Here is a 26,731-nt window from a genome sequence, read left to right as displayed (position 1 = left end):
TCAATCCTCTAAAAGATTTTCGAGACCGACCACGAGACCCGTCAAAGCGGGGACTTTCTTACACGCCAGAACAACGCCCGGCATAAACGAGGTGCGATCGATTGAATCATGACGAAGTGTGAGCGTTTGGCCGAGACTTCCGAAAATCACTTCTTGGTGAGCGACGAATCCGGGCAGACGAACGGAGTGGATATGGATTCCCTTATACTCTGCACCGCGAGCCCCGTCCATTCCGGGAATCTCGGTTTCCGCACCGGGAGTCTTCGGTTCTGACGTGCGGGCGGATGCGATGAGCTCTGCGGTGCGAAGCGCCGTCCCGGAAGGTGCATCGAGCTTTTTATCGTGATGCAACTCGATGATCTCGACTGCACCCATATATTTCGCTATGAGCCTGGAAGCCTGCATCATCATGACGGCGCCGATGGCAAAATTCGGCGCGACGAATAAACAGGCATCCTCAGTTGAATTTTGAGCCAACTTTTCCAGAGTCTCCGCATTCATTCCGGTCGTACCGACTACACAGTTCACACCGGCGATCAAAGCCGATTCGACATTTTTCTCAACCGTATCGGGTCGAGTGAAATCGACCATCACATCGGCCTTCGATGATGAAAGCGCTTCATTCAAAGTTGCAAAATGCATTGAATCGCTGCAATCCGCATAGGAAGGGTCGACAAGCGCCACGATCTCGAGTTCATCGTCTTGCGTAACCGCTTTGACAACCTCTGTACCCATACGCCCTTTTGCACCGGATATAATTACACGCACCATAACCGTATTCTCCTTAATCACTTAACGTCATCGAACGGCCCGACAAGGGCCAAGACGGCCCTATCGGCAGCGAGTTCGCTTGCGGCGGCGTGAATATCATCAAGCGTCACCGCAGCATACTTTGCGACCGTTTCATCGAATGAATTCGCCGACCCTCGCGCCAAATAGCTCGATCCGAGCATCCTCATGCGCTGAGACGTGGATTCGAGGCCCAAAGCGAGACTACCTTTTATGGCGTTCAGCGCAAGCTCATGCTCACTTTTCCTTATTTCTCCCTGTGCGATTTTGTCTAATTCTCTTTTCGCCACTTCGACGACCTTCTCGTAATTTTCAGGACGAGTTCCCGCATAAATTGTGAAGAATCCCGAATCGACGTACGGATTGAGCATCGAATAAACCGTGTAGACGAGCCCGAGTTTTTCTCTGACTTCTTGGAAGAGTCGTGAGCTCATGGAGCCGCCGAAAATGAAGTTCGCGAGTTGATACGCATATCTCTTGTCGTCGACCATCGATATGGACCGGCTCCCGAGCATAATGTGGGCCTGTTCGGTATCTTTATGCGTTACGAATTTGCCCGACTCATACAGGGTCGGAACAACGCGCAGTTCGCTATTTTTGTCCCCGCCACTTTTCATGTTGCCGAGATACTGCTGAGCGAGCGCGACGAGTTGTTCGTGATCGAGATTTCCGGAGGCCACGACGAAGCAATTGCCGGCATGGTAATGCTTTGCATGATAAGCGAGTGCTTCCTTCGACCCGAATGAGCCGACGGACTCGTACGTTCCGGCAATGGGCAGACCCAACGTGTGGGAAGGCCACAACGATTGTGTGAAAAGTTCGTAGACCATATCCTCGGGGTCGTCTTCACTTCGCGCAATCTCCTCTATGACGACCTGTCGCTCGAGTTCACACTGTTCTTGGTCCATGGTTGCATTGAGAACCATATCCGAAAGAATTTCGAAAATACCCGGAAGGGATTCGTCGATGAAATCGGCGTAATAGCAGGTGACCTCTTTCGAGGTGAACGCATTTTGACGAGCTCCGAGCCGATCGAACGCCTCGGAAAGTTCAAGCGCATTGCGCGTAGGTGTCCCTTTGAACATCATGTGCTCGTTGAAGTGAGACATCCCCGCCTCCGTCGGCAACTCGTCTCTTGAGCCGACTTGAAACCAAATGCCGAGCGATATCGAACGCACCGAGCTAAACGACTCGCTCAATACGGTGACACCGTTATCTAAAATTGTTTTCTTATAGTGCACCGCGGACCTCCGAAACTTATGAATTGATTCAATTCTATTTTACCGATTTTATTGGCGATATGTCGTCAAGAAGTTTGCAAGTCTTTCTCCGACCACTTTCAATTCATCGAGCAGGGGAAGATAGACGATCCGAAAATGATCGGGTTTGTTCCAGTTGAATCCGCGTCCGTGGACAAGCAGGATTTTCTCCTGCAAAAGAAGATCGAGGACGAACTGCTCATCGTCTGCAATATTGAATTTTTTGACATCTATTTTCGGGAAAATATAGAATGCGGCTTTCGGTTTGACCGCAGTGATGCCGTCGATTCCATTGAGAACGTCGAATATATACTCTCTTTGTTCATATATTCTTCCACCCGGCATAAGATACTCGTCACAACTCTGATGACCACCGAGCGCCGTTTGAATAATCGCTTGACCGGGAACATTGGAACAAAGTCGCATGGATGAGAGCATGTTGATACCCTCGATATAACCTTTCGCTCTCGTTTTATCTCCCGATAGGCACATCCACCCGCAGCGAAAACCGGCCACGCGATGTGATTTTGAAAGCCCGTTGAAGTTGACACAAAATAAATCAGGAGCCAAAGACGCGATGGCGACATGTTCGAGACCGTCCATAACCAAACGATCATAAATTTCATCGGCGAAAATAATGAGGTCGTGTTTACGAGCGATATCGACGATTCCTTGAAGCACCTCACGAGGGTAAAGTGCACCCGTCGGATTGTTGGGGTTTATCACCACGATTCCAAGCGTACGTGAGGTGATCTTGTCCTCGATATCGTCGAGATCGGGGTACCATTCATTTTCCTCATCGCAAAGATAATGAACTGGGACTCCTCCGGCCAGGCTCGTGCACGCGGTCCACAACGGATAGTCGGGCGCGGGAATCAGCAACTCGTCGCCGGCATCGAGAAGCCCTTGCATGGCGAGGTTGATAAGCTCACTTACGCCGTTGCCCGTGTAAATATCGTTGAGCCCCACAGCGGGAATGCCTTTGACCTGGCAGTACTGCATAATCGCTTTTCTGGCCGAAAATATACCTCTCGAGTCGGAATAGCCCTGACAGCCCCGAATGTTGGATACCATATCCTGGATAATCTCGTCGGGTGCGAAGAAATCGAATGCTGCGGGATTTCCGATATTGAGATTGATGATGTCGATATTTTCGGCCGCCATGCGAGCAGCCTCATCCACGATAGGACCCCTGACATCGTAAGCGACTCCGTCGAGTTTTTTTGATTTACCGAACTCACGCATACGTTCTCTCCCTCGAGTACCGAAATACAAGACGGGATGCTCGTGAAATGCATCCCGTCTCTTTTTAGAACATTGACCGAGCGAATCCGTCTAGTCGTTGTGGTGACGTCGCGGCGTGCGCTCGCGGTCGGAGTTGTTATGGCGAGGACGGTTATCGTCACGGGCCGGCGCAGCGGTAGCAGAGCCTTCCGGCGCATCGGGTTTATCGAGACGATCGAGTGAAACCTTACCGCGATCATCGATTTCAAGCACTTTTACACGAACTTCGTCGCCGATGTTGAGGACATCCTCGACTTTACCGACGCGACCGTTGGCCACACGTGAAATGTGGATGAGGCCGTCTTTACCGGGAAGCAATTCGACGAATGCTCCGAAGGCTTGAATGGCCACGACACGGCCGGTGTACTCCTCGCCCACTTCGGGATCTTTGCAGATTGCATGGATGCGACGTGCGGCTTCTTCTCCGCCGAGACCGCGTGATGCAATGTAAGCGGTACCGTCTTCTTGGATGTCAATCTGCGCGCCGGTTTCTTCTTGGATGGCGCGGATAACCTTTCCGCCGGAACCGATCACCTCACGGATTTTATCCTTGGGGATGACGACGGTGATGATACGCGGCGCATACTCGGAGAGTTCCTCGCGAGGAGTCTCTATCGCTTCCATCATCTTACCGAGGATGAACGCACGTCCTTCTTTCGCCTGGGTGATGGCACGCGAAAGGATGTCGTAAGAAAGTCCTTTTGCCTTATTGTCCATTTGAAGCGCAGTGATTCCCTTGGGGGTACCGGCGACTTTGAAGTCCATGTCGCCCAAGAAGTCTTCGAGACCTTGGATGTCGGAAAGAATTGCGACACGGTCGCCTTCTTTGATGAGTCCCATAGCGATACCTGAAACCGGAGCCTTAATCGGAACGCCGGCGTCCATCAAAGCCAAAGTCGATCCACACACGGAAGCCTGTGAGCTCGATCCGTTGGACTCGAGCACTTCGGAAACCACGCGAATGGTGTAAGGAAAGTCCTCTTCCGAAGGGATTACCGGAAGAAGCGCTCGCTCTGCAAGGGCCCCGTGTCCGATTTCGCGACGCTTGGGTCCGCGCATGAATCCGACTTCGCCCGTGCAATACGGTGGGAAATTGTAGTGATGAATGTAGCGTTTACCCTCGAGAACGTCGATGGTATCAAGGCGTTGCCACTCTGAAAGCATTCCGAGCGTGGCGACAGAGAGAGCTTGGGTCTGACCGCGGGTGAACAGTCCCGAGCCGTGAACGCGCGGCAAATAGCCGACCTTTGTGGTGATGGGACGAATTTCGGTCGTCGTACGTCCATCGGCACGTTCGCCCTCGTCAAGGACCATGTCGCGCATGACTTTCTTTTCAAGACCCTTGAGGGAGCCCTTGATGTGCTTGCCGTGCTCAGCGATTTCTTCATCGGAGAAAAGCTTCGTGAGCTCTTCTTTGACATCTTCCACATCGGACATGCGAGAAAGCTTGTCCACATTGTGCAAAGCGGCATACATCTTCTCCTTGCCGGCGGCAAAGATTCTCTCTTCGATGAAGTCGGGTCCCACGTCAAGCGTGATTTTCATCGGTGTCGGGTTGACTTTCGCCAAGAGGCGATTCTGCGCTTCGCAGAATTCACCGAGTGCTTTTTGCGCGAACATGAGCGCATCGAGCATCTCTTCTTCGCTTACTTCTTGCGCACCGGCTTCAATCATGTAAACGGCATCGGCTGAACCGCCGACGACGAGGTCGATGTCGGACGCCTCTCCTTCTTCAAATGTCGGATTGACGATGAACTCACCGGTCTCGACATTTCGAGCGATTCGAACGCCTGCCAGCGGCCCGTCGAAAGGAATACCGGCGCACATCAGAGCAGCGGATGCGGCCATGATTGAAATGATGTCGGGTTGGTTTTGTTGGTCTGCACTGAATACAGTAGCGATTACTTGCACTTCGTTGCGGAATCCGTCAGCGAAGGCAGAGCGCAACGGACGGTCAATCATACGAGCCGTAAGGGTGGCCTTTTCAGTAGCTCTACCCTCGCGCTTGATGAATCCACCAGGCAATTTACCGGCGGCATACATACGCTCTTCGAAATCAACGGTCAGCGGGAAAAAGTCAGCGTCTTTGGCGCCTTTGCTCGCGGTCGCGGTCAACAACACAACGGTGTCGCCCTGACGAACCAATACCGCGCCGCCTGCCTGCTTGGCAAGCTCGCCGGTCTCGAGAGTATACTCTTTTCCGTATAGCTCAAAACTTTCTACGATTTTAGTCATACTATTCCTTACTCGTACCCGCGCACCCCATGTGCACGGCATTTTTTCTCACACTTTACAGCTTTTTAAGGATACCAAATTCAAGAGGGCAATTCAAACGAAACTGTTCGAGATGGACCCGTCTAGAAAACGCTAATACCGATTATCGAATATGCGTGTCGACTTCTTTTCGCTCCGTGGAAGATCTTTGATATCGACCGGCTTCACCGTTATGGTTATCCCGATTTTCAGTTTGAACATGTCTTCGATGAGGTGTCGCTCGAACTCTTTATCGACACCTGCCTCCACCTCGACGAACAAAGTAAGCAAATCTTTTCCGTTCAGGTGATCGATCATAACCTGATATTCGCTCGAAGCTCCCGGTATCGAATTGAGCAGTTCTTCGATTTGGCTGGGGAAAATATTGACGCCTTTCACTTTAATCATGTCGTCGGTGCGGCCGATGAGCGTATCGATGCGCGGATAGATGCTCCCGCAGGGGCATTCGCCGGTCATGATACGCGTTAAATCATGGGTCCGGTAACGGATGAGCGGTGCGCCTTGTTTGCGCAATGTCGTGATGACGAGTTCGCCGGCCTGACCGTCGGGAACAAGCTCCCCTGTTTTCGGATCGACTATCTCAAAATAGATGAAGTCATCCCACATGTGCATGCCGGTATGGGCATCGCAACTGATTCCGATTCCGGGACCGTAGATCTCAGTCAAACCGTAGATATCGTAAAGCTCGACACCGAGCTCGGCGGCTATTCTGGTGCGCATCTTATCGCTCCAGCGCTCGGACCCTATGATGCCTTTTTTGAGGTGGATGGAATCTTTTATCCCTCTCTTCTCAATCTCTTCTGCGAGTAATAATGCATAAGAGGAGGTTGCCGTCAAAACCGTCGACTTGAGATCCTGCATCATTTTGAGTTGTTTCTCGGTGTTGCCGGGTCCCATGGGAATCGTCATCGCTCCGAGCAGTTCCGCTCCGAGTTGGAAGCCTATTCCGGCAGTCCACAAACCATATCCCGGTGTAATGTGTACCCTATCGAGATTGGTGACCCCCGCCATTTCATAACAACGCTTGAACATCACAGCCCAATCGGCGATGTCTTGAGCGGTGTAAGGTATTATGACGGGAATGCCGGTCGTACCGCTCGATGAGTGTATACGAACGACCTCCTCATCCGATACGGCTTGAAGACCGAGCGGATACACATCACGCAAGTCTTCTTTTGAGGAAAACGGCAGTTTCTCAAAGTCTTCTTGAGAACGTATAGAGGCGACATCGATTCCCGCGAATTTCTTTTGATAAAACCCTCCCTCGATTGCGGAGAGTTTGACAAGTTGATCTTTAATGAGCTGGAACTGCTCTTCTTTCATGTTCATTCTTTCACTCCTTTTGCCCCGATTTCGAGTGCTTTGATATTGAGATCGATAAACCTCGAGGGAGCGATGGCCCTGATTGTTTCGGACAGTTCGGCGATACTCATATCGAGCGCACCGGCAGCCGCAGCTGCACCGACGAGGGCGACGTTGAGCACCTTTGAGTTTTGCACTTCGCGACAAAGTCGCCAACCGTCGCAGACGACGAGTCGAATCGGTAATGAGGAAAGATAGTCGAGTGCCGTACCGACTTCGTATTCGTCACCGGTCAAAGCCGCCGAGATGCTTTGCACCCCTTGGTTGTTGACGACCACCGCACCGTCACTTTTCAGATAATCTATGACGCGCACCGTCTCGCTCGGCTCGAAGCCGATGATGAGATCCGCATGCTTTTTGGCAATGAGCGGTGAATAGTCATCCTCCCCGATGCGAACATGGCTCACGACACTTCCACCGCGCTGAGCCATGCCGATGGTCTCTGCGGTGCGCACCTTTCGGCCTTGACGCATGGCGGTCTGAGAAATGAGCTTGGAAGCGAACACTATCCCTTGCCCGCCCACACCCGTCAAGAGGCAATCCGTCATGAGCAAACGCCTCCCGTCAAAGAGATGGCGGAGAAATTGCACAAAGAAAGGCAGAGCCCGCATCCGTTGCATAAAGAGTCGTCTATAACGACTTTACCTGCGCCTAGCACCAATGCCGGACAGCCTATTTGATGGATGCAGCGCTTGCAACCGGTGCATTTATCCAAGTCGACAACCGCGCGAAGAGCGGTTTTGAAGAGTTGCACGCAGGGTGCTTTGAATACAACCGCTGAAACACCTTCGAAATTCATCGCCTCTGTCACCGTTGAGATTGATGAGGCGAGATCGAGCGGGTTGTCGGTCAATACGAGTCCGACTTGTAGTGACGTAAGCACTTCTTCGAGGGAGATGTGCGGTGAAGTCGTCCCCATCAGCGTCTTGCTCGTACCGGGATGCGCCTGTCCGCCGGTCATGGCGGTCGTCGAATTGTCGAGGATGATGACGGTGATATCGGTTTGGTTGTAAACGGCGTTTACAATTCCGGTCATACCGGAAGCGAAAAACGTCGAATCTCCGATGAAAGCGAAATTCAACGCATCAGGCTCGACGATATGTAGCCCTTGCGCCTGAGTGATGCCCGCGCCCATGCACAGACACGTGTCGACCATATCGAGCGGAGGCGTATTACCGAGTGTATAACACCCGATATCTCCGGAGAATACCGCTTTGTGACCTTTTGCGGCTTGTTTCACCGCGTAGAACGCTGCCCTATGAGGACATCCCGCACAAAGTGAGGGTGGCCGAATCGGAAGAACAGGAATATCGCCTCGCGCGGTCGTGGTGAGGTCTTCCTCGACATCGAGTGAAGAGGATGCTTCTCCTAACAGTTGCGCGATAAGCTCCGCGGCTGTCTCCGTGCTCTGCTCACCGGAAAATTCGGTCGTTCCGTCGAGCTTACCGTGAATACGGGATTCAACCTTATTCGAACCGCACAGGGCAATCAGCGCCCTCTCGATAACGGGATCGAGCTCCTCTATGACGAGCACCTCTTCCACCTGCGCCAAAAATTCAAGCGCGAGCGCATCCGGAAACGGAAACGGCGTCGACACTTTAAAAAGGGTTATCTCAGCTGAAAACTCTTTCAGCGCTTCTTTCACGTATGCATACGAAATGCCTCCACACGCAATTCCGAGGCGACCTGTTCCTTCGATGAAGTTCTTGCCATACGAAGAAAACTCCTCCCCGATTTTCGGATTGCGAACTTCGATGGCTTTATGATTTTCATAGGACAAGCGAGGGAAGATCACCCACTTGGGGTCTTTGGAGAATCCGGTCGGAACATGAATCTCCGCCTCCCGCAATTGAACCTGCGCATAACCGTGACATACGCGCGTGGTAGGGCGCAACAACACCGGCGTATGATATTTCTCCGATAGCTCAAAAGCATCGAAAATCATCTCATAAGCTTCTTCGGGCGACGAAGGATCGAACACCGGTAGCTTGGAATACTGTGCGAAAGTACGGGTGTCTTGTTCGGTCTGTGAAGATATCGGTCCCGGATCGTCTGCGACGACGACGACCATCCCGCCTTTTATGCCGATATAGGCCAAGCTCATAAGTGGATCGGAGGCGACGTTGAGCCCGACCTGTTTCATGGTGACCAACGTTCGGGCACCGGCGAATGAGGCACCGGATGCCACTTCGAGCGCGGCTTTTTCGTTTGTGGACCACTCGACATGTATGCGCTCGGTGTTGTTTTTTGCAATCGTCTCTATGATTTCGGAGGAAGGCGTTCCCGGATACCCGGCAGCGACCGTGATACCGGCAGCCAGGGCACCGTGTGCGATAGCTTGATTCCCCATGAGAAATGCAGTTTTTTGCGCCATATGACGACCTTTCAGCGCTGTAGCGAGTAAAAGTAAATTATACATAAAAAAGGAGCAGCACGATGGCTGCTCCTTTCAATTAACCGTTTGAAATGTGCGACTAGCCGCGGATACCGAGTTTCACGATGAGCTCACGATATGCTTCGATGTCCTTCGACTTGATGTAGTTCATCAAACGACGACGCTGACCGACGAGCTTGAGAAGTCCACGACGGGTATGGTGATCGCCCTTGTGAATCTTGAGGTGCTCGGTCAATTCCTTGATACGAGTCGTCAACAACGCAACTTGAACCGAGGCTGAGCCCGAGTCCTTTGCATCCTTACCGTACTCGGCGATAATCGCCGCTTTGACCTCTTGTGAAAGAGCCATTTTTACCTCATTTCCGCATTCCACTTCCCGTGGATGCATTCGCCTGTGCTCTGAGTAGGGAGACGAGGTGGTCTCGAAACCAAGAACAAGGTACCGACAAACAACCTCACAACTATACCAGCAAGTAGCCGCACATGCAACGCCGAGGCGCGTGGAGTTTACTTGGTAAGTCTACGCGAACCGGGCGAATATATATCGACCCCGTCTTTGCAGAGCCGACAATCCTGACGATCCCAAGAAGCTACCTCGAGAGTGAGAAGCGGCCAAAAGTCGGCGGTAAACTTCTTGTCCCCGCCGCGATCGATGAGCGAAACGACGCCCACGGTTTGCGCGCCCGCCTCTTCAACGAGTTTGATGACTTCGGCAACCGAACCGCCGGTTGTAACGACATCCTCCACGACGAGCACTTTCGTGCCGGGCGCAAGTTCGAAGGAACGACGAAATACCATTTCCCCGTTTTGACGCTCGGAAAAAATGAAACGTTTCCCCAGCGCTTGCGCAACAGCGAATCCGATGAGAATGCCGCCGACTGCAGGAGCCGCCACGACATCGATATCGATGTCTTTCGGAAGACGGGCGACTGCTTCTTTCGCAAGTTCGAGTGTCAAGGTCGGATCTTCGAGAACGCGTGCACATTGCACGTACGTGTCCGAGTGACGGCCGGAGGTCAGTTGAAAGTGCCCTTTACGAAGGGCATTCGTCTGAATCAGACTGTCATAAATTTGTGCATCGGTGAGCATCGGCTATCCTTCTTCCATCTCGGCGAGCACTTTTCGTGCCGCCTCCTTTATGTTAAGCGCAGTGGTAATCGGGCGGCCGACGACTAAATGGGTCGCCCCGTTCTTCAATGCCTGAGCAGGCGTGGTGATTCTCGTCTGGTCGTCTTTTGTCGACCATTTCGGCCGAATGCCGGGCGTGACCACTACCTTGTCCGGTCCTATGGCCGCAACCACGTCGGTGGCTTCGAGCGGTGAACAGACGATCCCCGTAGCTCCGGCAGCAACACTCATCCGCGCAAAAAGCGGTACCTGAACGGAGGCAGGATTTTCGACGCCGAGCTCATGCAAAGTGGCATCATCCATCGAGGTCAAGACCGTTACCGCAAGGATGACAGGAACCGCATGCCCGGCATCTTGCGCCCCTTCGGTGGCTCCTCTCACTGCCTTTGATATCATGTCGGGTCCACCGGACGCGTGCACGGTGAACATATCGACCCCGAGCTTTCCGAGTTGGTAAGCGCCACCCTCCACCTGATGGGGGATATCATGCATTTTCAAATCAAGAAACACTTTGAACCCGCGATCCTTGAAGTAGGTGACGATATCGGGACCGGCACTGTAAAAATTCGTCATTCCGATTTTTATCCAATCGACGGTGCCTTCCAGTTCGCTCCCCCACTCTTTTATCTGCTCGGGACTGCCGTCGAGTGCGACGATAAGCGATTCTTTCGCTGTTTTCATTACGCTCCTTCTTTGAGGGCTCCGATTAAATCGGATACCGCATCGATATCGTGCGAGGAACAAAAGCTTTTCAGCTCGTCGAGCGCAAGTCCTGTCGCGCGGGGATCTTTAAAATTCGCTGTGCCGATTGCAACGAGCGTGGCACCGGCGAGCATGAACTCCACGACATCGATGCCCGTTGACACCCCACCCATACCGATGAGAGGAATGGATACGGCTTTCGAAGTCTCGTACACCATGCGAAGCGCAATAGGCTTGATGGCCGGACCGGAAAGACCGCCGACTCCCCTTTTGAGCACCGGCCTGAACGAATGTGCATCGATTGCCATACCGAGTACGGTGTTGATCAATGAGATTCCGTCCGCGCCGGCCGCCTCGACCGCACGGGCGATTTCGGTGATATCGGTGACATTCGGTGTCAGTTTCGCAATGATGGGCCTTTTTGTCGCAGCTCGGACCGCTGAGATGATATCTGCCGCCGCATCGCACTTCACACCGAAGGCCATGCCACCGGCATCGACGTTCGGACAAGAGATATTGATCTCGTAAGCCGACACGCCCTCCTCTTCATCGAGACGCTCGACGACCTCGATGAAGTCTTGCCTATTGTGCCCGCACACATTCACAAAAACATGCGCTTTCGGCGCATTCTCTTTAAGCCATGCCAAATCATGCTGCACGAAAGATTCCACGCCCGGGTTTTGAAGACCGATGGAATTGAGCATTCCGCCGGTTGTCTCGACGATACGGCGGCCGGCATTGCCACTCCACGCAACGGGTGACACTCCTTTGGTGACGACGGCACCGAGCTTTTCGAGGCGTACGAAGTCGGAAAATTCTTTTCCGGCACCGAATGTTCCCGAGGCGACGGTGATGGGACTTGCCAGCGACATTCCGGCAAATTCGACCGAAGTATTAATGGACTCTGGACTCGACTGCTTCATTCCACAACACCTCCTCGGCATTAAACACCGGACCGTCGACACAGGCGCGCTTGAGCCCGTTTATCGTGGGAACGACGCAAGAAAGACACGCGCCGATTCCGCACGCCATGAGACGCTCGAGCGAAACGTAGGTTTCTATGTGCTTCGTTTTCAACAAATCTACCACGCCACGCTGCATGGGCTCGGGTCCGCACACATAGGCGATGTCGAACAAGATGTCATCGATGAACGTCTTGACCGGAGCGGTGACGAAACCGCACACCCCGCATGAACCGTCATCGGTGGCGATTGCGTGCTCATCGACCTCAACGGCGAATGCGTCGCGTGCAATGAGCCTATCTTCGGTGGTGCTTCCCTGCGCAAAATAAATCTGCGTTCCCTGCGCGCGGAGTTTTTCCGTGAGCATACCGAGGGGTGCGGCACCGAGTCCGCCGGCGACGAGCAAAGCGCGCTTTGCCTCAGCCTTAACCGGCCAGTCGCGCCCGAGGGGGCCGACGGCGCTCATGGTGTCCGAGGTCGTCATTTTCGACAGCATGTCGGTGCCGACGCCGACGATTTGGTAGAGGATCTCTATTTTCTCGCCGTCGGTTTTATACACTGAGAGCGGACGCCGAAGCGTAAGGGCGTCTTTATCGATGTCGAGATGGATGAACTGACCGGGCAAGATTGTTTTCGCAATGCGAGGAGCAACCAAAACAATCGAGTGGACACCGGGGCATATCTCCCGGTTGGAGATAACTTCGACGGTTTCAACGAAAGGTTTCGGGCGAGATACCGGACCACCTCGGTCTCTATCTTGCGCACGACTTATGGCTGGGGAACTTTGGCACATCAGTACTCAACTCCGCTTGCCGCATTGAAATCTTGGATGGCACAGACATCAAGACTCCCGCGCGCACGAGCCCCGATTGCTGAGACGAGGGCATGGGCTGCAGCCATGGTCGTCACATTGGTGACGCCGTTTCTTATGGCGACAGAACGGATATGATAACCGTCCGAGCGAGTTTCTTGTCCGAAGGGGGTATTGATGACGAGGGCGACATTACCGTTGGTTACCTCGTCGACGATATTGGGGCGACCCTCATGCTTTTTGAAGACGGTTTTCACAGGGATGCCGGCCGCCGCGATTACCTTGGCCGTCCCGCTCGTCGACATGATGTCGAATCCGAGATGCTTCAAACTTTGGGCGATCTGTACGATTTCTCGCTTATCGCGGTCGCATACCGAGAGGAACGCCGTGCCGGACTCGGGCATGGAATAATCGATGGAGAGTTGGCTTTTGGCGTATGCACTCGGAAAATCGCTCGCACTGCCCATGACTTCTCCGGTCGATTTCATTTCGGGTCCGAGTATCGAGTCGGAACCGGGGAAACGACCAAACGGCATGACCGCCTCTTTGACGCAAAAACGGTCGAATTTACGGTTTGCATCGTCGGGTAGATGCATGTCGGACAGCTTTGCGCCGGCCATGACGCGCGCGGCGATTTTCGCCAAAGGCACGCCGGTCGCCTTGGACACGAACGGTACGGTACGGCTCGCACGTGGATTGACTTCGAGCACATAGATTGCAGAATCTTTGACCGCGAACTGCACGTTCATCAGACCGACGACGCCCAATCGCAAAGCGAGTTTACGCCCGTGCTCCCTTATGCGCGAAATGATATCTTCGGCCAAAGTGAACGGAGGAATACAGCACGCCGAGTCGCCGGAATGAATTCCAGCCTCCTCGATGTGTTCCATGACGCCGCCGACGTAGACCGATTCGCCATCGCATACGGCATCGAAATCCACCTCGATCGCGCCTTCCAAGAAACGATCGAGCAAAACGGGATGGTCGGGAGAGATGCGGGTGGCCTCCTCCATATATTTTGCGAGATACTTCTCATCGTAAGCTATCACCATGCCGCGTCCGCCGAGAACGTAGCTGGGGCGCACCAACAGAGGAAAACCGATGGTTTCAGCGACTTGAACCGCTTCTTCAAAACTGTTGGCGGTTCCGGCGGCGGGATACAAAATACCGAGTTCATCGAGAATCGCCGAGAAACGCTTACGATCTTCCGCCAAATCGATTGCCTCGGGCTTGGTTCCCATGATGGGGACACCGGCGTCTTCCAACTGTCGAGCGAGTTTAAGCGGAGTCTGTCCGCCGAAAGTCACAAGAACTCCGACCGGCTTTTCCACATCGACGATGTCCATGACATCTTCGAAGGTCAACGGTTCGAAATACAGCCTATCGGAGGTGTCGTAGTCGGTGGACACCGTTTCGGGGTTGCAGTTGACCATAATCGTCTCGTATCCCATCGCCGAGAGGGCGTACGCCGCGTGGACACAACAGTAATCGAACTCGATTCCCTGTCCGATTCGGTTCGGTCCGGCGCCCAAAATCATGACGCGGGGCTTGGTAGCGGGAACGAACTCATCTTGAGAGTCGTACGTTTTATAGTAGTACGGCGTAAACGAAGCGAACTCGCCGGCACACGTATCGACAGATTTAAAGGAAGGTATCACGCCGAGCGACTTGCGAGCTTCACGCACTTCATCTGAAGTCGAACCGGTGAGAAAAGCAATCTGAATATCGCTTAAGCCCTCCTTTTTCGCCGCGAGGAGCTCACTTTCGTCCAGCGAATCGAGGCTGCGACCGCGAATCGCATTTTCTTCCGAAATCACTTGTCCGATATGCCCGAGAAACCACGGGTCGATGCCTGTCAATTGATGAATTTCTTCGACGGTTTTACCTCGCCTGAGAGCCTCGGCCACATAAAATATTCGATTTTCATTGGGAACGGAAAGCTTATTCTCGAATTCCGATTCGACGATGTTGTCTTTTCCATCCGAGCCGAGCCCGCCGCGGCCGTTCTCCAGAGAGCGCATTGCTTTGCCGAGTGCCTCGTTGAAGGTGCGACCGATTGCCATGACCTCTCCCACCGATTTCATGCGAGTGGTCAACGTTTCATCGGTTCCTTGAAATTTTTCGAAAGCCCAACGCGGCACCTTCACCACCGTATAATCGATGGAAGGCTCGAAGCATGCCGGAGTTTTTTTGGTGATGTCATTGTCTATCTCATCAAGCGTATAGCCGACCGCGAGTTGTGCCGCGATTTTTGCAATCGGAAATCCGGTGGCCTTGGAGGCCAGCGCCGATGAACGCGAAACGCGCGGATTCATCTCGATTACCATGAGGCGGTCGTCTTTTGGGTTCACGGCGAATTGTACGTTGCTGCCGCCGGTCTCGACACCGATTTCTCGCAGGATGGCAAGCGAGGCATCGCGCATCGTTTGGTATTCTTTATCGGTGAGCGTCTGCGCGGGGGCGACGGTGATGGAGTCCCCAGTATGCACGCCCATCGGATCGAAGTTTTCTATGGAACATACGATGACGGCGTTGTCGTTTTTATCCCGCATGACCTCCATCTCGTATTCTTTCCAACCCTCTATGCTTTCCTCGACGAGAACCTCATGTACCGGCGAAAGCGAGAGGCCGTGAGCGACGATGTCGACGAATTCATCGTGGTTATAGGCGATTCCGCCACCTGCTCCGCCCATGGTGAACGACGGACGGATGACGAGAGGATAACCGGAGAGCTTCGCAAACGCATGCGCATCTTCGAGCGAAGACGCATACGCGTGCTCAGGCACCTCGAGACCGATATGCGCCATGGCTTCGGCGAACAATTTACGGTCTTCACCTTTGTTGATGACGTCGATGTCGGCGCCGATGAGCTCGACGCCGTATTTGCTAAGAATTCCGGCCTTCGCGCAATCGATGGCGCAGTTGAGCCCCGTTTGTCCTCCGAGTGTCGGCAAAAGAGCGTCAGGACGCTCCTTTGCGATGACTTTTTCCACGAACTCGGGAGTTATCGGTTCGATATACGTGCGTGACGCCAAGCCGGGGTCTGTCATGATGGTCGCAGGATTCGAGTTGATCAATATGACTTCATAACCGTCCTCTTTTAAGACCTTGCAGGCTTGCGCCCCGGAGTAATCGAACTCACAGGCCTGGCCTATGACAATCGGTCCGGATCCGATGACTAATATTTTTTTAATGTCGTTTCTTTTCGGCATCTTGTTTATGGCACCACCATTACATAGACGGGAGCGGTTCTTACGACTTCTTGTGTCGTGGAACCGATGATGAATTCGGAAATCAATGAACGCGAGTTGGAACCCATGACGATACCGGTTGCTTTTGATTCCTTGACTTCGGCCATGATCTGCTCAACGACCTGTCCTTCGCGAACCACAGGCGTCGCTTTGATTCCGACGTCTTCAAGCATTCTGCAAAACGCCGAAAGGCGAAACTCCTGCTCCGCCACACAGGCGGACATCTCCTGATTGCGCGGACAGGCAGTCAACACATGGAGGAGGCGGACCTCACCGACGGCATTGGGCTCGAAACGGGTGCATTGCAAAACTCCTCGTGCCGAGGCAGCTGAATAATCCACCGGAACGACCAGTTTCCGCGACCAGCCCAATGAGCTTTCCTCAACATCGTCGGAGTTCTCGATCAAATCATCGCGGAGCATCAACGTCGGGGCCTTTTGCCCGAAGGCTATGTCATCGGAAAGCGAACCGGTGAACAGGCGTCCGAACTTTGATTTTGCGGTAGTTCCGACGACAATGACATCGACATTCTCATTTTGCACCACGGAAAGAATTTCATGAATCGGAGAGCCGGTCATGACTCGCACGACCGTCTCGATTCCAGCTTCCCGAATCGGTTCGGCAAGAATATTGAGCTTGGCTCGGACATCAGACATAGCCTGGGAGATGTTGGGACCCTCGAGACCGGACGTGTCGAACACGTGGACGAGGATACAGCGAATGATACCTCGTTCGCGCGTACCGGCGCAAAATTGCATCAGTCGCGGTGCATAGTCGTCGAAATCAGTCGGAATCAGCATGGTACGTTTCATGGTCTACTTCCTCTCACCATAGTCGATCAAGCATCCTGCATCAGAGAGATGAACTTTTTGAATAGATAGTGGGCATCATGAGGACCCGGCGAAGCCTCCGGGTGGTATTGGACCGAATAAGCTCTTTGTCCGGGGACATCGATACCCTCGACGGACATATCGTTCAAGTTGACGTGCGTCAACCGCACCTCACCGTAATCTTTGCTCATTACAACCGGCGACACACATTCTCTCGACCAAGAAGCCAGATCATTTGCGTCTCGTCCCAGCGGTGAAAACTTTCTTTGCAACGAACCAATGGAGGCGAAATCTACACAGAAACCGTGATTCTGCGAAGTGATTTCGACTTTACCCGTATCGAGATTTTTCACGGGATGGTTACCGCCGCGGTGACCGTATTTAAGCTTGAACGTAGATGCCCCGACAGCCAAACTGAGCATTTGATGCCCGAGACAGATGCCGAAGATAGGCTTCTTTCCGAGAAGCTCTTTGACGGTGTTGGAGAGATAATCGACCGCGTCCGGGTCTCCGGGACCGTTCGATAAAAATATTCCATCCGGGTTCAAGGCGAGAACATCTTGAGAACTCATCGTGGGAGGAACAACAGTGACGGCGCATCCGAGTGCAGCGAGACTTCGCAAAATGTTGTACTTTATCCCCGAGTCGAACGCCACGACGTTATACCGTGTAGCGGCTTTTTCCTCCTCGACGACACAGTGCAAATCATCGGGAACGGATCCATCGAATGTATACATTTTTCCGTAGCAGACCTCTTTCACCAAGTCTCGTCCGACAAGCCCCGGCGCAGCTTTCGCCTTTGCGACAAGTGAATCGTGATTCGAGTCTATCGTCGAAAGGCATGCTTTCATGGCGCCCGATTCTCGCAGCGTCAAGACGATTTCTCTGGTGTCGAGGCCTTGAATGGCCACGATTCCGTGATCGATGAGATAGTGGGGAAGACTTGAAGTGGAGCGCCAATTCGAAGGCTCGAAGCACATTTCACGAACGACCAGGCCTCGTGCGAAGATTCCGCGCGATTCGACATCTTCAGGATTTGTGCCGTAATTACCGATTTGAGGCATGGTCATCGTAACGATTTGTCCCGCATATGACGGGTCGGTCAATATCTCCTGGTACCCCGTCATCGAAGTATTGAAGCACAATTCGCCGGTGGTTTCGCCTTCCGCACCGCACGACATGCCTGTAAATACCATTCCATTTTCCAATGCAAGGTATGCGTGTTGCAATTCCCGCATTACTCGACCACCTCTCCGTCACGCATCTTGAAATATCCGGCGATCAACACATCGCTTGCCCTACCGGTGAGTTCCCAACCGACAAACGCCGAATTGCGCGCTTTCGATTCCCTCTCATCAGTATCGACTATAAAGGAATAGTTCGGATCGATAATCGTCAAGTCGGCGCAAGAACCCTTCTCGATGGTCACCGTATCGATGCCCAAAGCGCGCCTGGGCGCATCGGACATTTTTTCGACGAGGGTACCGTAACCGAAAATTCCTTTAGCGACGAAATGCGTCAGCATGAGAGAAAGCGAGGTCTCGAGTCCCGTGGTTCCATAAGCTGCTCGCTCGAACTCCCTTTCCTTTTCGTGGGGCGCATGGGGAGCATGATCGGAGGCTATGCAATCGATGGTACCGTCGAGGAGACCTTCGATGAGAGCCGCCCTATCCTCTTTGCTTCGAAGCGGTGGGTTCATTTTCAAATTCGTATCATAAGTGGTGCTTAAGTCATCCTCAGTCAAAAGAAGGTGGTGCGGGGTGACTTCGGCCGTGACGGGAATACCCCGCTTTTTCGCATCCCTCAAAGCATCCACGGTATGATACGAAGAAACATGGGCTACATGGAGACGACAGCCGGTCAAATCACAGAGTTCGATATCGCGTTGCGCTGCGATGGTTTCGCTGATGCCCGGCTGTCCGGGAAGACCGAGTTTCGTCGAAATCGGCCCTTCGTTGACGCAGCCCGATCCGACGAGAGATTTGTCTTCTTCGTGCGCGATGAGCGTTGCAGGAAACATCTTCGCATAATCCATGGCTTGGCGCATCACGCCAGCATTTTGAATTCCCTTGCCGTCATCGCTGAACGCGACGGCTCCGGCGGAAAGCATGTCAGCCATTTCCGTGAGGTCTTCCCCTTCGAGATTTTTAGTAATCGCCCCGATGGGATACACGCGACAATGGGCGGATTGTGCGGCTTTTTTCTTGATGAAATCTATGACGGAAGAGTTGTCTGCGACCGGGTGCGTATTCGGCATACACGCGATGCCGGTGAATCCACCCTTCACCGCAGCTCTCGTCCCCGATTCGATATCTTCTTTATATTCATACCCGGGTTCGCGCAAATGAGTATGCATATCGAACAATCCCGGAAGGATGATTCTGCCGGTGCAATCGCAAGTCACACCCTTCGGGATGCTGAGATCAGATCCGATCTCTTGAATTACACCGTCGCGAATGACAACATCGTAAATCCCGTCGAGATCGACCTTCGGATCTATCACCCGACCGCCCTTAAGCAGTAGCGCCATTTGAATCGCCTCCAAGCATCAGATACATAATCGCCATACGTACGGCCACGCCCGATGTGACTTGGTCGAGCACGGCGGTGCGAGGATCATCGGCCAAATCCGATGAAATTTCGACGCCTCGATTCATGGGGCCGGGATGCATGATGAGTGCATTCTTCGAAAGCTTCTTCGCCCGTCGAGCATCCATACAATAGAGGTTGGAGTACTCACGTAGCGAGGGAACACCGATTTTCGAGGCACGTTCGGCCTGAATTCGCAACAAATAGACTATATCGAGCTCGGATACTATGTCGTCAAGCGAATAGACGACCTCTCCTCCGAGGATATCGGGTCTTGCCGGAAGCATAGTCGGCGGAGCGATGAACACCACGCGAGCACCGAGACTGTTAAGGGCGGGAGCAAGAGAGCCGGCGACTCTCGAATGCAAGATATCGCCGACGATACCGACGGTCTTTCCTTTGATGCTGCCGAAGCGCTCTCGAATGGTGAACAAGTCGAGGAGAGTCTGCGTCGGGTGCTGGTGGATACCGTCACCGCCGTTGATGACATGACAGTCCATGTTTTCCGCGAGAATGCGCGGTGCGCCGGAAAACTTATGGCGAATAATCGCCAAATCGCACGACATGGCAGACAGCGTCTGCGCCGTATCTTTGAGTGACTCGCCCTTTACCGTCGAAGAAGATGAGCCTGCCATGTTGACCGCATCGGCCGACAGACGCTTCGAGGCAATTTCGAAACTCGTTCTGGTCCGTGTCGAAGGCTCGAGAAACAGATTGATTATCGTCCGACCTCGCAGAGTCGGGAGTTTCTTTATCGAACGCTCGTTGATTTCGGCGAAACTTCTCGCCGTTTCCAAAACGAGTTCGATATCATCATGATTGAAATCTTCTATTTCAAGAAGGTGCTTGCTCGATAGTGGGCTCAACGTCTATCCCTCCACTTCGAAAATATCGACACCGTCATGGTCGTCGATGGGTTTAAGGGACACTTTTATTTTTTCATTTTGCGAAGAAGGAATATTTTTTCCGACGAAATCGGCACGTATGGGAAGTTCTCGATGTCCCCTATCGACGAGAACCGCAAGCTTTATGGCCTTCGGTCTGCCGAAATCCATAATCGCATCGAGGGCACAACGAATGGTACGCCCCGTAAACAACACATCGTCTATCAAAACGATGGCTTTTCCGTCTACCGGAAATGTAATATCGGTTCTGTGTATTTGAGGCGCGATTCGAACATTGACATCATCGCGATAGAACGAAATATCGAGTGTTCCGACGGGAACTTTCGTACCCTCAATCGATTCGATGAGCGCAGCGAGTCTGTGGGCGAGGACATCACCTCGAGTGATGATCCCGACAACCGCCAAATTTTGAGCGCCTTTGTTGGATTCGAGAATTTCATGGGCCATGCGAGTAAGCGAGCGGGAAATCGATTCCTCATCGAGAAGGGCAGTCTTAACACCGTGATCAGTCATACGCACCTCCGTAAATAATAAAAATGCCTCCAGCTTAAGTTAGTCCTTAAGATAGGGGCATCATCATTTCTCTTCAGTATGGTGCCTTACCAGTCTCACAGGACTAAGTTAAAGGTATGCTCCATGATAACACGAGGAAACGGCAGAGACAATCACTCCGATTCGGTTTCTTCGAAATCATCCTGAGCTGCGTCACCGCTTGAAACCGACGGAGCATCCGGCTGAATCTCTGTTCGGCATGGTTTGATCTCTTCGAGAACGCCACGTCCGTCGACGATATCGATAACGATCATCGCACCGTTATCGATATGAAAAGCCCAACAATCGGTCGGGCGTAGTCCCAGCAACGTCGCCGTGGCACTTCGAATCGGTCCACCGTGGGAAACCACACAGGTGATTCCTGCGAACTTTTTCACCTCTTCGAGAAAAGCCACCATGCGAAAATCGACCTCGGCACGAGACTCCCCTCCCATGATCACCGGCTTATTGTAGGCACCGTAATCGACAGTGATACCGTGCATGGGAAGATCGTTATAGCGCAAACCCTCGGCTTGGCCGAAATCGATTTCTTGAAGTCGACCGTCGAGTACACAGTGCGTATCGGGATGTTTTCTTTGGATGGCGCGCGCCAATTTTTTCGCTCTTTTGGCGGGACTGGTGAATATTTTAGAAATCTCGACATCGTCGAGACTCGCCACTATATCGTCGAGCTGGGAGAATCCGAGCTCGGTGAGGGGAGAATCGCTCCTCCCCACGAGTTCACCGGTGACATTCGCCTGAGTTTGAGTATGTCTGATGAATATGATTTTTTGATCTGAAAGAGAGCCCATGTACCTTCACCCAAAATAGTATGAATAACCCAATCGTGACAACTTCTGTAATGATACAGGTATACATCGCACCACCGGGCAATTCAACCATCGTATTCTTATAGCGAATCTTTCGTGTATCCAACGAGCTCCTTGAGGTGGCGGACTTCGCCGTCGGACAATAAACGCCATCGGCCTTGAGGCAAATTGCCCAGTTCGATGTCGGCGAACCGCATGCGTGTCAAAGCGAGAGCGGAATGATGCACAAAGCTGAACATTCTTCTCACTTGGCGCTTTCTTCCCTCGCTGATGGTGATATCGACGACGCTCGAAGTTCGCATGGTTTCGATGATCTCGACATGCGCGCGTGCGGTCGGGCCATCATCAAGCGTCACCCCTTCTCGCAGTTTATCGGCATCTTCTTCGGCGAACTGCCCGTCCACGGTGGCACGATAGGCTTTGTTGACTTTCCATTTCGGGTGTAAGAGTCGATGAGAGAGTTCTCCGTCGGTCATAAAAAGCAACAGACCGGTAGTATCGAAATCGAGTCTCCCCACGGGGAATAAGCCGGGATATTCTTTTGTCGGAACGTAGTCTGAAACCGTCGGGCGTTCGTAAGGATCGATCATGGTCGACACGACTCCGGTCGGTTTATTCAGCATGAGATAAATGCTGTTGTCGACGAGTTCGATTTTCTTGCCGTCGAGACAGATGACATCGATGTCGGGATCTATTTTTGAGCCCAGCTCGGTCACCGTCTCCCCGTTCACGCTGACGCGACCTGCGGTCATGAGGTCCTCGCTACCGCGCCGAGAAGCCACTCCGCTTCGAGCCAAAAACTTTTGAAGGCGCATGGAGAGCATCAGTCGACCTCTATGATGTCGTCCATGGTGTCCGAATCATCTTTTTGTCCGTACGAGTCTGCGATGTTCTCATCGATTTCCTCATCGCCCGTAGCGGTATCGGACTCGACGCCGAGACGCTTTTTTATGACGCTCTTAGTGGAATCGTCGGGCGCAAAATCTTCGAGCGGAGGCAGGCCTCCGATATCTTTCATGCCGAACTTTTCGAGAAAAGTTCTCGTAGTTCCGTACAATATGGCATTGCCTTGGTTCCGATCGCGACCGGTCTCGCGAACGAGCCCTTTCTCGATGAGAGAGGAAACGACACCCTCTGAGTTGACACCGCGAATCGCGTTGATGCCGGCACGAGTCACCGGCTGATGGTAGGCGATCACGGCAAGCGCTTCAAGCGCGGCCTGCGAAAGCCGCCGTGTGTCCCATGATAAAACATAGGACTCAATGAGCTCGTGAAAAGCGGGGTGAGTGAAAAGCCTCCATCCACCTGCAACCTCGCGAAGTTGAAAGCCGCGATTTTGCTCACGATATTCTTGCGCGAGATTCGCAAGTTCAGAATCAATCTCTCCCGCAGAAACATCGAGAACTTTTGCGAGACGGACACCTGAGACAGGTTCATCGCTGACGAAAAGCAGCGCCTCGAGAGCACCTTTGATATTACTTGTAGTCATCAAAATCCTCCTCGATGCCGAGCATCTTTGTTTGGTCGTCGTCAACTCGTATTATCTCGATATCCCCGAAGGGGCTCGTTTGGATGATCATGCATATGCCCCGTTTGTAAAGTTCGAGAATCGCCAAAAAAGTCACAATGACGATTTTCACGTCCGCACCCGACGCGATGAGCTCACTAAAATGCAGAGTTTCGGCAGTATGCAACCGAACGCGAATCGACTCGGCGTGATCCTCGAGAGATATCGGCAAAGGAGCGACATGTTCGGCTTCGAGGAGAAATACATTCCTCTTGAACTCCAAATCCGCACATATGGTAGCAAGCGAATGAAGCGTGAGCCCCTCGAGATAATCGGGCATCAGCTCGAGGAAATCGCTCTCGAGCCCCGCTTGTCGTGCGTGCATACGCCCTTCCGTCTCGAGACGAGATCCGAATTCGATGGCGATGTTTTTAAACTGTTTGTAGATTACGAGCCGCTCCACGAGAATCGAACGCATTTCTTCGGGCGGTAAGTCATCGAGTTCGTCACCGAGATACAATTCGCCTTTAGGAAACATCGAAGCTGCTTTTATCTCGAGAAGCGTGGCGGCGAGCAATAAAAACTCACTGGCCACATCGAGGTCGAGATCCCGCATTTGCTCGATATGCCCGATATATTCATCGGCGATTTCCGTCAATGAAATCGCATTGATATCGAGCTTCTGACGCGAGACGAGATGCAGCAAAAGGTCGAAAGGACCTTCGAACACTTCAGTTTTTACCGAATAAGTAGTCACGCGGGTTCCTTAAAGAAACGAAGGTGCGGTATCCCCGAGTTCGGATTTCTCGTGGTTTATGTCGTCAGTCAGCTCGGTCTTCGGATCGAGCCCTATCAACTCACGCACAGAACTGACCGTATGCTTTGCGACCGGTCGGGCCTTGTGCGCTCCGGCGGCAAGAACCTCACGTGCGAAGTTCGAGTCCTTTGCAAGTTCTGCACGGCGAGCCTGAAAAGGAGCCAAATATGCGATAAGTTCCTCGGCGATTTTGCGTTTATGGGCGACGCAACCGCATTCGGCGCACCTGCAACACGACTCCCACTCGGCGATTTCTCGACCGTCGGCGATGAGCTTATGAATTTGGTGCAACGGACAAATGTCGGGGTTACCGGGGTCGGTCTTAAGCTTGCGCGCGGGATCGGTCATAAAGCCCATGACCGTCTTTTGTATGACATCGGGAGAGTCCGAAATATATATCGAGTTATGGTAACTCTTCGACATTTTTCTCCCGTCGCTTCCGGGCACCCGTGCGCCCACCTGCGCGATGACGGCTTGCGGCTCGATAAGCAACCGGCCGTAGGTATTGTTGAAGCGACGCACAATTTCGCGCGTCAACTCGAGGTGAGGCAGTTGATCCTCACCGACGGGAACGCCAGCGGCCGCCATGATGGCGATATCAGCCGCCATTAAAGACGGATAGAGGAAAAATCCGACATTGCCTAAATCCTTGTCCGATATTTGAGCGCGCTGTTCTTTGTAGCTCGGAGTGCGCTCGAGCCATGACATCGGAAGAACCATGTTGAAATAGAGATCGAGCTCGGTGACCTCGGGGATATCGCTTTGACGATAGATGGTGCATTTTCCAGGATCGAGTCCGGCGGCGCACCAGTCGAGAACCATCTCCTCGGTATAACGCGCGATATCACCCGGATTCTGCCAGTCACTCGTGAGAGCGTGCAGATCGGCTACGAAGTAATAGGCCTCATGGGTATCTTGCAGCTTGAGCATGTTTTGAAGATTGCCGAACCAATGACCGAGATGGAGCTTGCCTGTCGGTCGATATCCGGTGACGATACGTGATTTTCCCATGGAATAGCCTTTCGTTTCTCATTTTCTTTAAGCACAGATGTCTGCGCGTATTCGTAACTGAATAATCATACCGTATCAGGTGATATGACGCGTCTTATCATGCGCCCACGAGGAAGTTGAAAACAGGTGTGACCGTCAATACCAGATATGCGTTGAAAACCTGCGGAAAAAACCAAATCGTCGCCATGATGATGACGAATCCGTAGGGTTCGAGTCGATGATAGGCATCCCGAGCCTTCGTCGGCAAAAACCTTTGCACGACGCGGGAACCGTCGAGCGGAGGAAGCGGAATGAGGTTGAAAAATGCGAGCACGAGGTTCATGAACGCCATGTAGCTCAAAAGATAGGCGACCACGGCGATAAACGTACTCGAAGTACCGGCGACGAAGCCGATTCCGCGATATGCGACACCGGCAAGAATCGCCAAACCGATGTTGGTCATCGGACCGGCAATGCCGGTGATGAGCATTCCACTTCGCTCGTTTTTGAATCGTCTGGGATTGATGGGCACGGGTTTGGCATAGCCGAATGCGAAAGAGCCTTGCGAAATCAGGAGCATCGCGGCAGGCATGATGATGGTGCCGAACGGATCGATGTGCTTAAGCGGATTGAGCGAAAGACGATGGGCATCTTTGGCTGTCGTGTCCCCCATCTTGAGCGCAGCATATCCATGAGAAATCTCATGCAAAATAATCGAACCGAACAAAATCAGCAATTTCGCAGCCCACAAAGCGATATTTGCCACTGTGCTCATACCGGTTAATTGAAACAATCTCTGTTCTCCTTAAGTGTCGCTCGCATTTCATCGCTGAACTGCGCGGGTGTCAGCTTATCGAACGCGCGGGCCACGAGTGCCTGTCGCGCAAGATACTTTGTGTCGTCATCAATATCGAAACCGAATCGTTTCGCCTGCGTTATGGCTCGGACGAGACGGGTCGGATCATCTTTGAAAGATTCTTCGTGCAACACACGTATCTTTTGATCAACGATATCATCATAGCCGTTGAAGGGGTCGATTATCATTTCGGCGACTACGTCGAAGGCAAGGGCGTTGACGGTGAAATCACGACGCGCGAGATCCCACTGTATCGGTATGTTGTTAAACGAAACTTCGGGATACGGGCGCCCGGCAGAATAATCTTCAGCTCGCAATTGGGCGAGATCGAACTCGATCTGCGAGCGCGACGCCTCATCGTAATAGGAAACTCTCGCCGTATTGAGATTCTTGTTCACTCGAATGATTTTAAAGTCTTCCGATGTGTCCAGGCAACCGAGCAACAGCATCAAGTCACCGGAAAACGCGATATCCATATCACTCTTGCTATTCGCAACGCCCAAGTACGTATCACGCACCATCCCGCCGACGACATAAAAATGAAATCTCGATCCGATGTGCCCAAAACGTGCAGCATCCATCATTGCCGAGACGACGGTGCCGAGAGTAAACGGAAAGTCGATGAGTTTGAGATTTTTCGATTTGAATTCGTATTCCAT

General features: G+C 52.7%; 25 protein-coding genes. All 25 read right to left on the bottom strand.

Features of this window, described 5'->3' with window-relative positions; all coding sequences use genetic code 11:
• Positions 1 to 771 carry a 4-hydroxy-tetrahydrodipicolinate reductase gene (locus tag JJE36_02785; protein ID MBK5211227.1) on the bottom strand — a complete coding sequence of 257 codons (771 nt, stop codon included), beginning with the start codon at positions 769 to 771 and terminating at the stop codon, positions 1 to 3.
• 17 nt (positions 772 to 788) lie between these two features.
• Complete coding sequence (locus JJE36_02780) at positions 789 to 2,030, bottom strand: insulinase family protein (protein MBK5211226.1); 1,242 nt, start codon at positions 2,028 to 2,030, stop codon at positions 789 to 791.
• Positions 2,031 to 2,078: 48 nt separating this feature from the next.
• Complete coding sequence (locus tag JJE36_02775) at positions 2,079 to 3,293, bottom strand: aminotransferase class I/II-fold pyridoxal phosphate-dependent enzyme (protein ID MBK5211225.1); 1,215 nt, start codon at positions 3,291 to 3,293, stop codon at positions 2,079 to 2,081.
• Between the two features lie 90 nt (positions 3,294 to 3,383).
• Complete coding sequence (locus JJE36_02770) at positions 3,384 to 5,567, bottom strand: polyribonucleotide nucleotidyltransferase (protein ID MBK5211224.1); 2,184 nt, start codon at positions 5,565 to 5,567, stop codon at positions 3,384 to 3,386.
• 132 nt (positions 5,568 to 5,699) lie between these two features.
• Positions 5,700 to 6,935: a phenylacetate--CoA ligase gene (locus JJE36_02765; GenBank protein ID MBK5211223.1), complete on the bottom strand. Its 1,236-nt coding sequence runs from the start codon at positions 6,933 to 6,935 to the stop codon at positions 5,700 to 5,702.
• Entirely contained in the window at positions 6,932 to 7,516 is a 585-nt protein-coding gene (locus tag JJE36_02760) for an indolepyruvate oxidoreductase subunit beta (GenBank protein ID MBK5211222.1), read from the bottom strand. Before JJE36_02760 ends, JJE36_02765 begins: the two co-directional genes overlap by 4 nt.
• The gene (iorA, locus tag JJE36_02755) at positions 7,513 to 9,342 is read right to left on the bottom strand and encodes an indolepyruvate ferredoxin oxidoreductase subunit alpha (GenBank protein ID MBK5211221.1); all 1,830 of its coding nucleotides are present in this window, start codon (positions 9,340 to 9,342) and stop codon (positions 7,513 to 7,515) included. The genes JJE36_02760 and iorA overlap by 4 nt, the downstream gene beginning before the upstream one ends.
• A gap of 100 nt (positions 9,343 to 9,442) precedes the next feature.
• Entirely contained in the window at positions 9,443 to 9,712 is a 270-nt protein-coding gene (gene rpsO / locus JJE36_02750) for a 30S ribosomal protein S15 (protein MBK5211220.1), read from the bottom strand.
• 158 nt (positions 9,713 to 9,870) lie between these two features.
• The gene (locus tag JJE36_02745; GenBank protein MBK5211219.1) at positions 9,871 to 10,452 is read right to left on the bottom strand and encodes an orotate phosphoribosyltransferase; all 582 of its coding nucleotides are present in this window, start codon (positions 10,450 to 10,452) and stop codon (positions 9,871 to 9,873) included.
• A gap of 3 nt (positions 10,453 to 10,455) precedes the next feature.
• A complete protein-coding gene (gene pyrF, locus JJE36_02740; protein ID MBK5211218.1) occupies positions 10,456 to 11,172 on the bottom strand; it encodes an orotidine-5'-phosphate decarboxylase in 717 nt (238 codons plus the stop codon).
• Entirely contained in the window at positions 11,172 to 12,116 is a 945-nt protein-coding gene (locus JJE36_02735; GenBank protein ID MBK5211217.1) for a dihydroorotate dehydrogenase, read from the bottom strand. Before JJE36_02735 ends, pyrF begins: the two co-directional genes overlap by 1 nt.
• Entirely contained in the window at positions 12,088 to 12,948 is an 861-nt protein-coding gene (locus JJE36_02730) for a dihydroorotate dehydrogenase electron transfer subunit (protein MBK5211216.1), read from the bottom strand. Before JJE36_02730 ends, JJE36_02735 begins: the two co-directional genes overlap by 29 nt.
• Positions 12,948 to 16,178, bottom strand: a complete 3,231-nt coding sequence (gene carB / locus JJE36_02725; GenBank protein MBK5211215.1) for a carbamoyl-phosphate synthase large subunit — start codon at positions 16,176 to 16,178, stop codon at positions 12,948 to 12,950. The genes JJE36_02730 and carB overlap by 1 nt, the downstream gene beginning before the upstream one ends.
• 5 nt (positions 16,179 to 16,183) lie before the next feature.
• Complete coding sequence (locus tag JJE36_02720; GenBank protein MBK5211214.1) at positions 16,184 to 17,029, bottom strand: universal stress protein; 846 nt, start codon at positions 17,027 to 17,029, stop codon at positions 16,184 to 16,186.
• 26 nt (positions 17,030 to 17,055) lie between these two features.
• Entirely contained in the window at positions 17,056 to 18,243 is a 1,188-nt protein-coding gene (carA, locus tag JJE36_02715; protein ID MBK5211213.1) for a glutamine-hydrolyzing carbamoyl-phosphate synthase small subunit, read from the bottom strand.
• Positions 18,244 to 18,284: 41 nt separating this feature from the next.
• The gene (locus JJE36_02710) at positions 18,285 to 19,577 is read right to left on the bottom strand and encodes a dihydroorotase (protein ID MBK5211212.1); all 1,293 of its coding nucleotides are present in this window, start codon (positions 19,575 to 19,577) and stop codon (positions 18,285 to 18,287) included.
• Positions 19,561 to 20,502 (bottom strand): aspartate carbamoyltransferase catalytic subunit, encoded by a 942-nt coding sequence (locus tag JJE36_02705; GenBank protein MBK5211211.1) that lies wholly within the window; start codon positions 20,500 to 20,502, stop codon positions 19,561 to 19,563. The genes JJE36_02710 and JJE36_02705 overlap by 17 nt, the downstream gene beginning before the upstream one ends.
• A 3-nt stretch (positions 20,503 to 20,505) precedes the next feature.
• The gene (gene pyrR / locus JJE36_02700) at positions 20,506 to 21,054 is read right to left on the bottom strand and encodes a bifunctional pyr operon transcriptional regulator/uracil phosphoribosyltransferase PyrR (GenBank protein ID MBK5211210.1); all 549 of its coding nucleotides are present in this window, start codon (positions 21,052 to 21,054) and stop codon (positions 20,506 to 20,508) included.
• Between the two features lie 152 nt (positions 21,055 to 21,206).
• Positions 21,207 to 21,884, bottom strand: a complete 678-nt coding sequence (locus JJE36_02695; GenBank protein MBK5211209.1) for a histidine phosphatase family protein — start codon at positions 21,882 to 21,884, stop codon at positions 21,207 to 21,209.
• 98 nt (positions 21,885 to 21,982) lie between these two features.
• Positions 21,983 to 22,726: an rRNA pseudouridine synthase gene (locus JJE36_02690; GenBank protein MBK5211208.1), complete on the bottom strand. Its 744-nt coding sequence runs from the start codon at positions 22,724 to 22,726 to the stop codon at positions 21,983 to 21,985.
• On the bottom strand, positions 22,726 to 23,391 hold the full coding sequence (gene scpB, locus JJE36_02685) for an SMC-Scp complex subunit ScpB (GenBank protein ID MBK5211207.1): 666 nt from the start codon (positions 23,389 to 23,391) through the stop codon (positions 22,726 to 22,728). Before scpB ends, JJE36_02690 begins: the two co-directional genes overlap by 1 nt.
• A complete protein-coding gene (locus tag JJE36_02680; protein ID MBK5211206.1) occupies positions 23,378 to 24,166 on the bottom strand; it encodes a segregation/condensation protein A in 789 nt (262 codons plus the stop codon). Before JJE36_02680 ends, scpB begins: the two co-directional genes overlap by 14 nt.
• A gap of 9 nt (positions 24,167 to 24,175) precedes the next feature.
• Positions 24,176 to 25,237 (bottom strand): tryptophan--tRNA ligase, encoded by a 1,062-nt coding sequence (gene trpS / locus JJE36_02675; protein ID MBK5211205.1) that lies wholly within the window; start codon positions 25,235 to 25,237, stop codon positions 24,176 to 24,178.
• A gap of 97 nt (positions 25,238 to 25,334) precedes the next feature.
• Positions 25,335 to 25,991, bottom strand: a complete 657-nt coding sequence (locus JJE36_02670) for a site-2 protease family protein (protein MBK5211204.1) — start codon at positions 25,989 to 25,991, stop codon at positions 25,335 to 25,337.
• Positions 25,992 to 25,996: 5 nt separating this feature from the next.
• Positions 25,997 to 26,731 carry a CCA tRNA nucleotidyltransferase gene (locus tag JJE36_02665; GenBank protein MBK5211203.1) on the bottom strand — a complete coding sequence of 245 codons (735 nt, stop codon included), beginning with the start codon at positions 26,729 to 26,731 and terminating at the stop codon, positions 25,997 to 25,999.

It is taken from the genome of Coriobacteriia bacterium, from assembly GCA_016649875.1.
Classification (GTDB): Bacteria; Actinomycetota; Coriobacteriia; order WRKU01; family JAENWW01; genus JAENWW01.
This window is presented reverse-complemented; position numbering and strand designations above follow the sequence as displayed.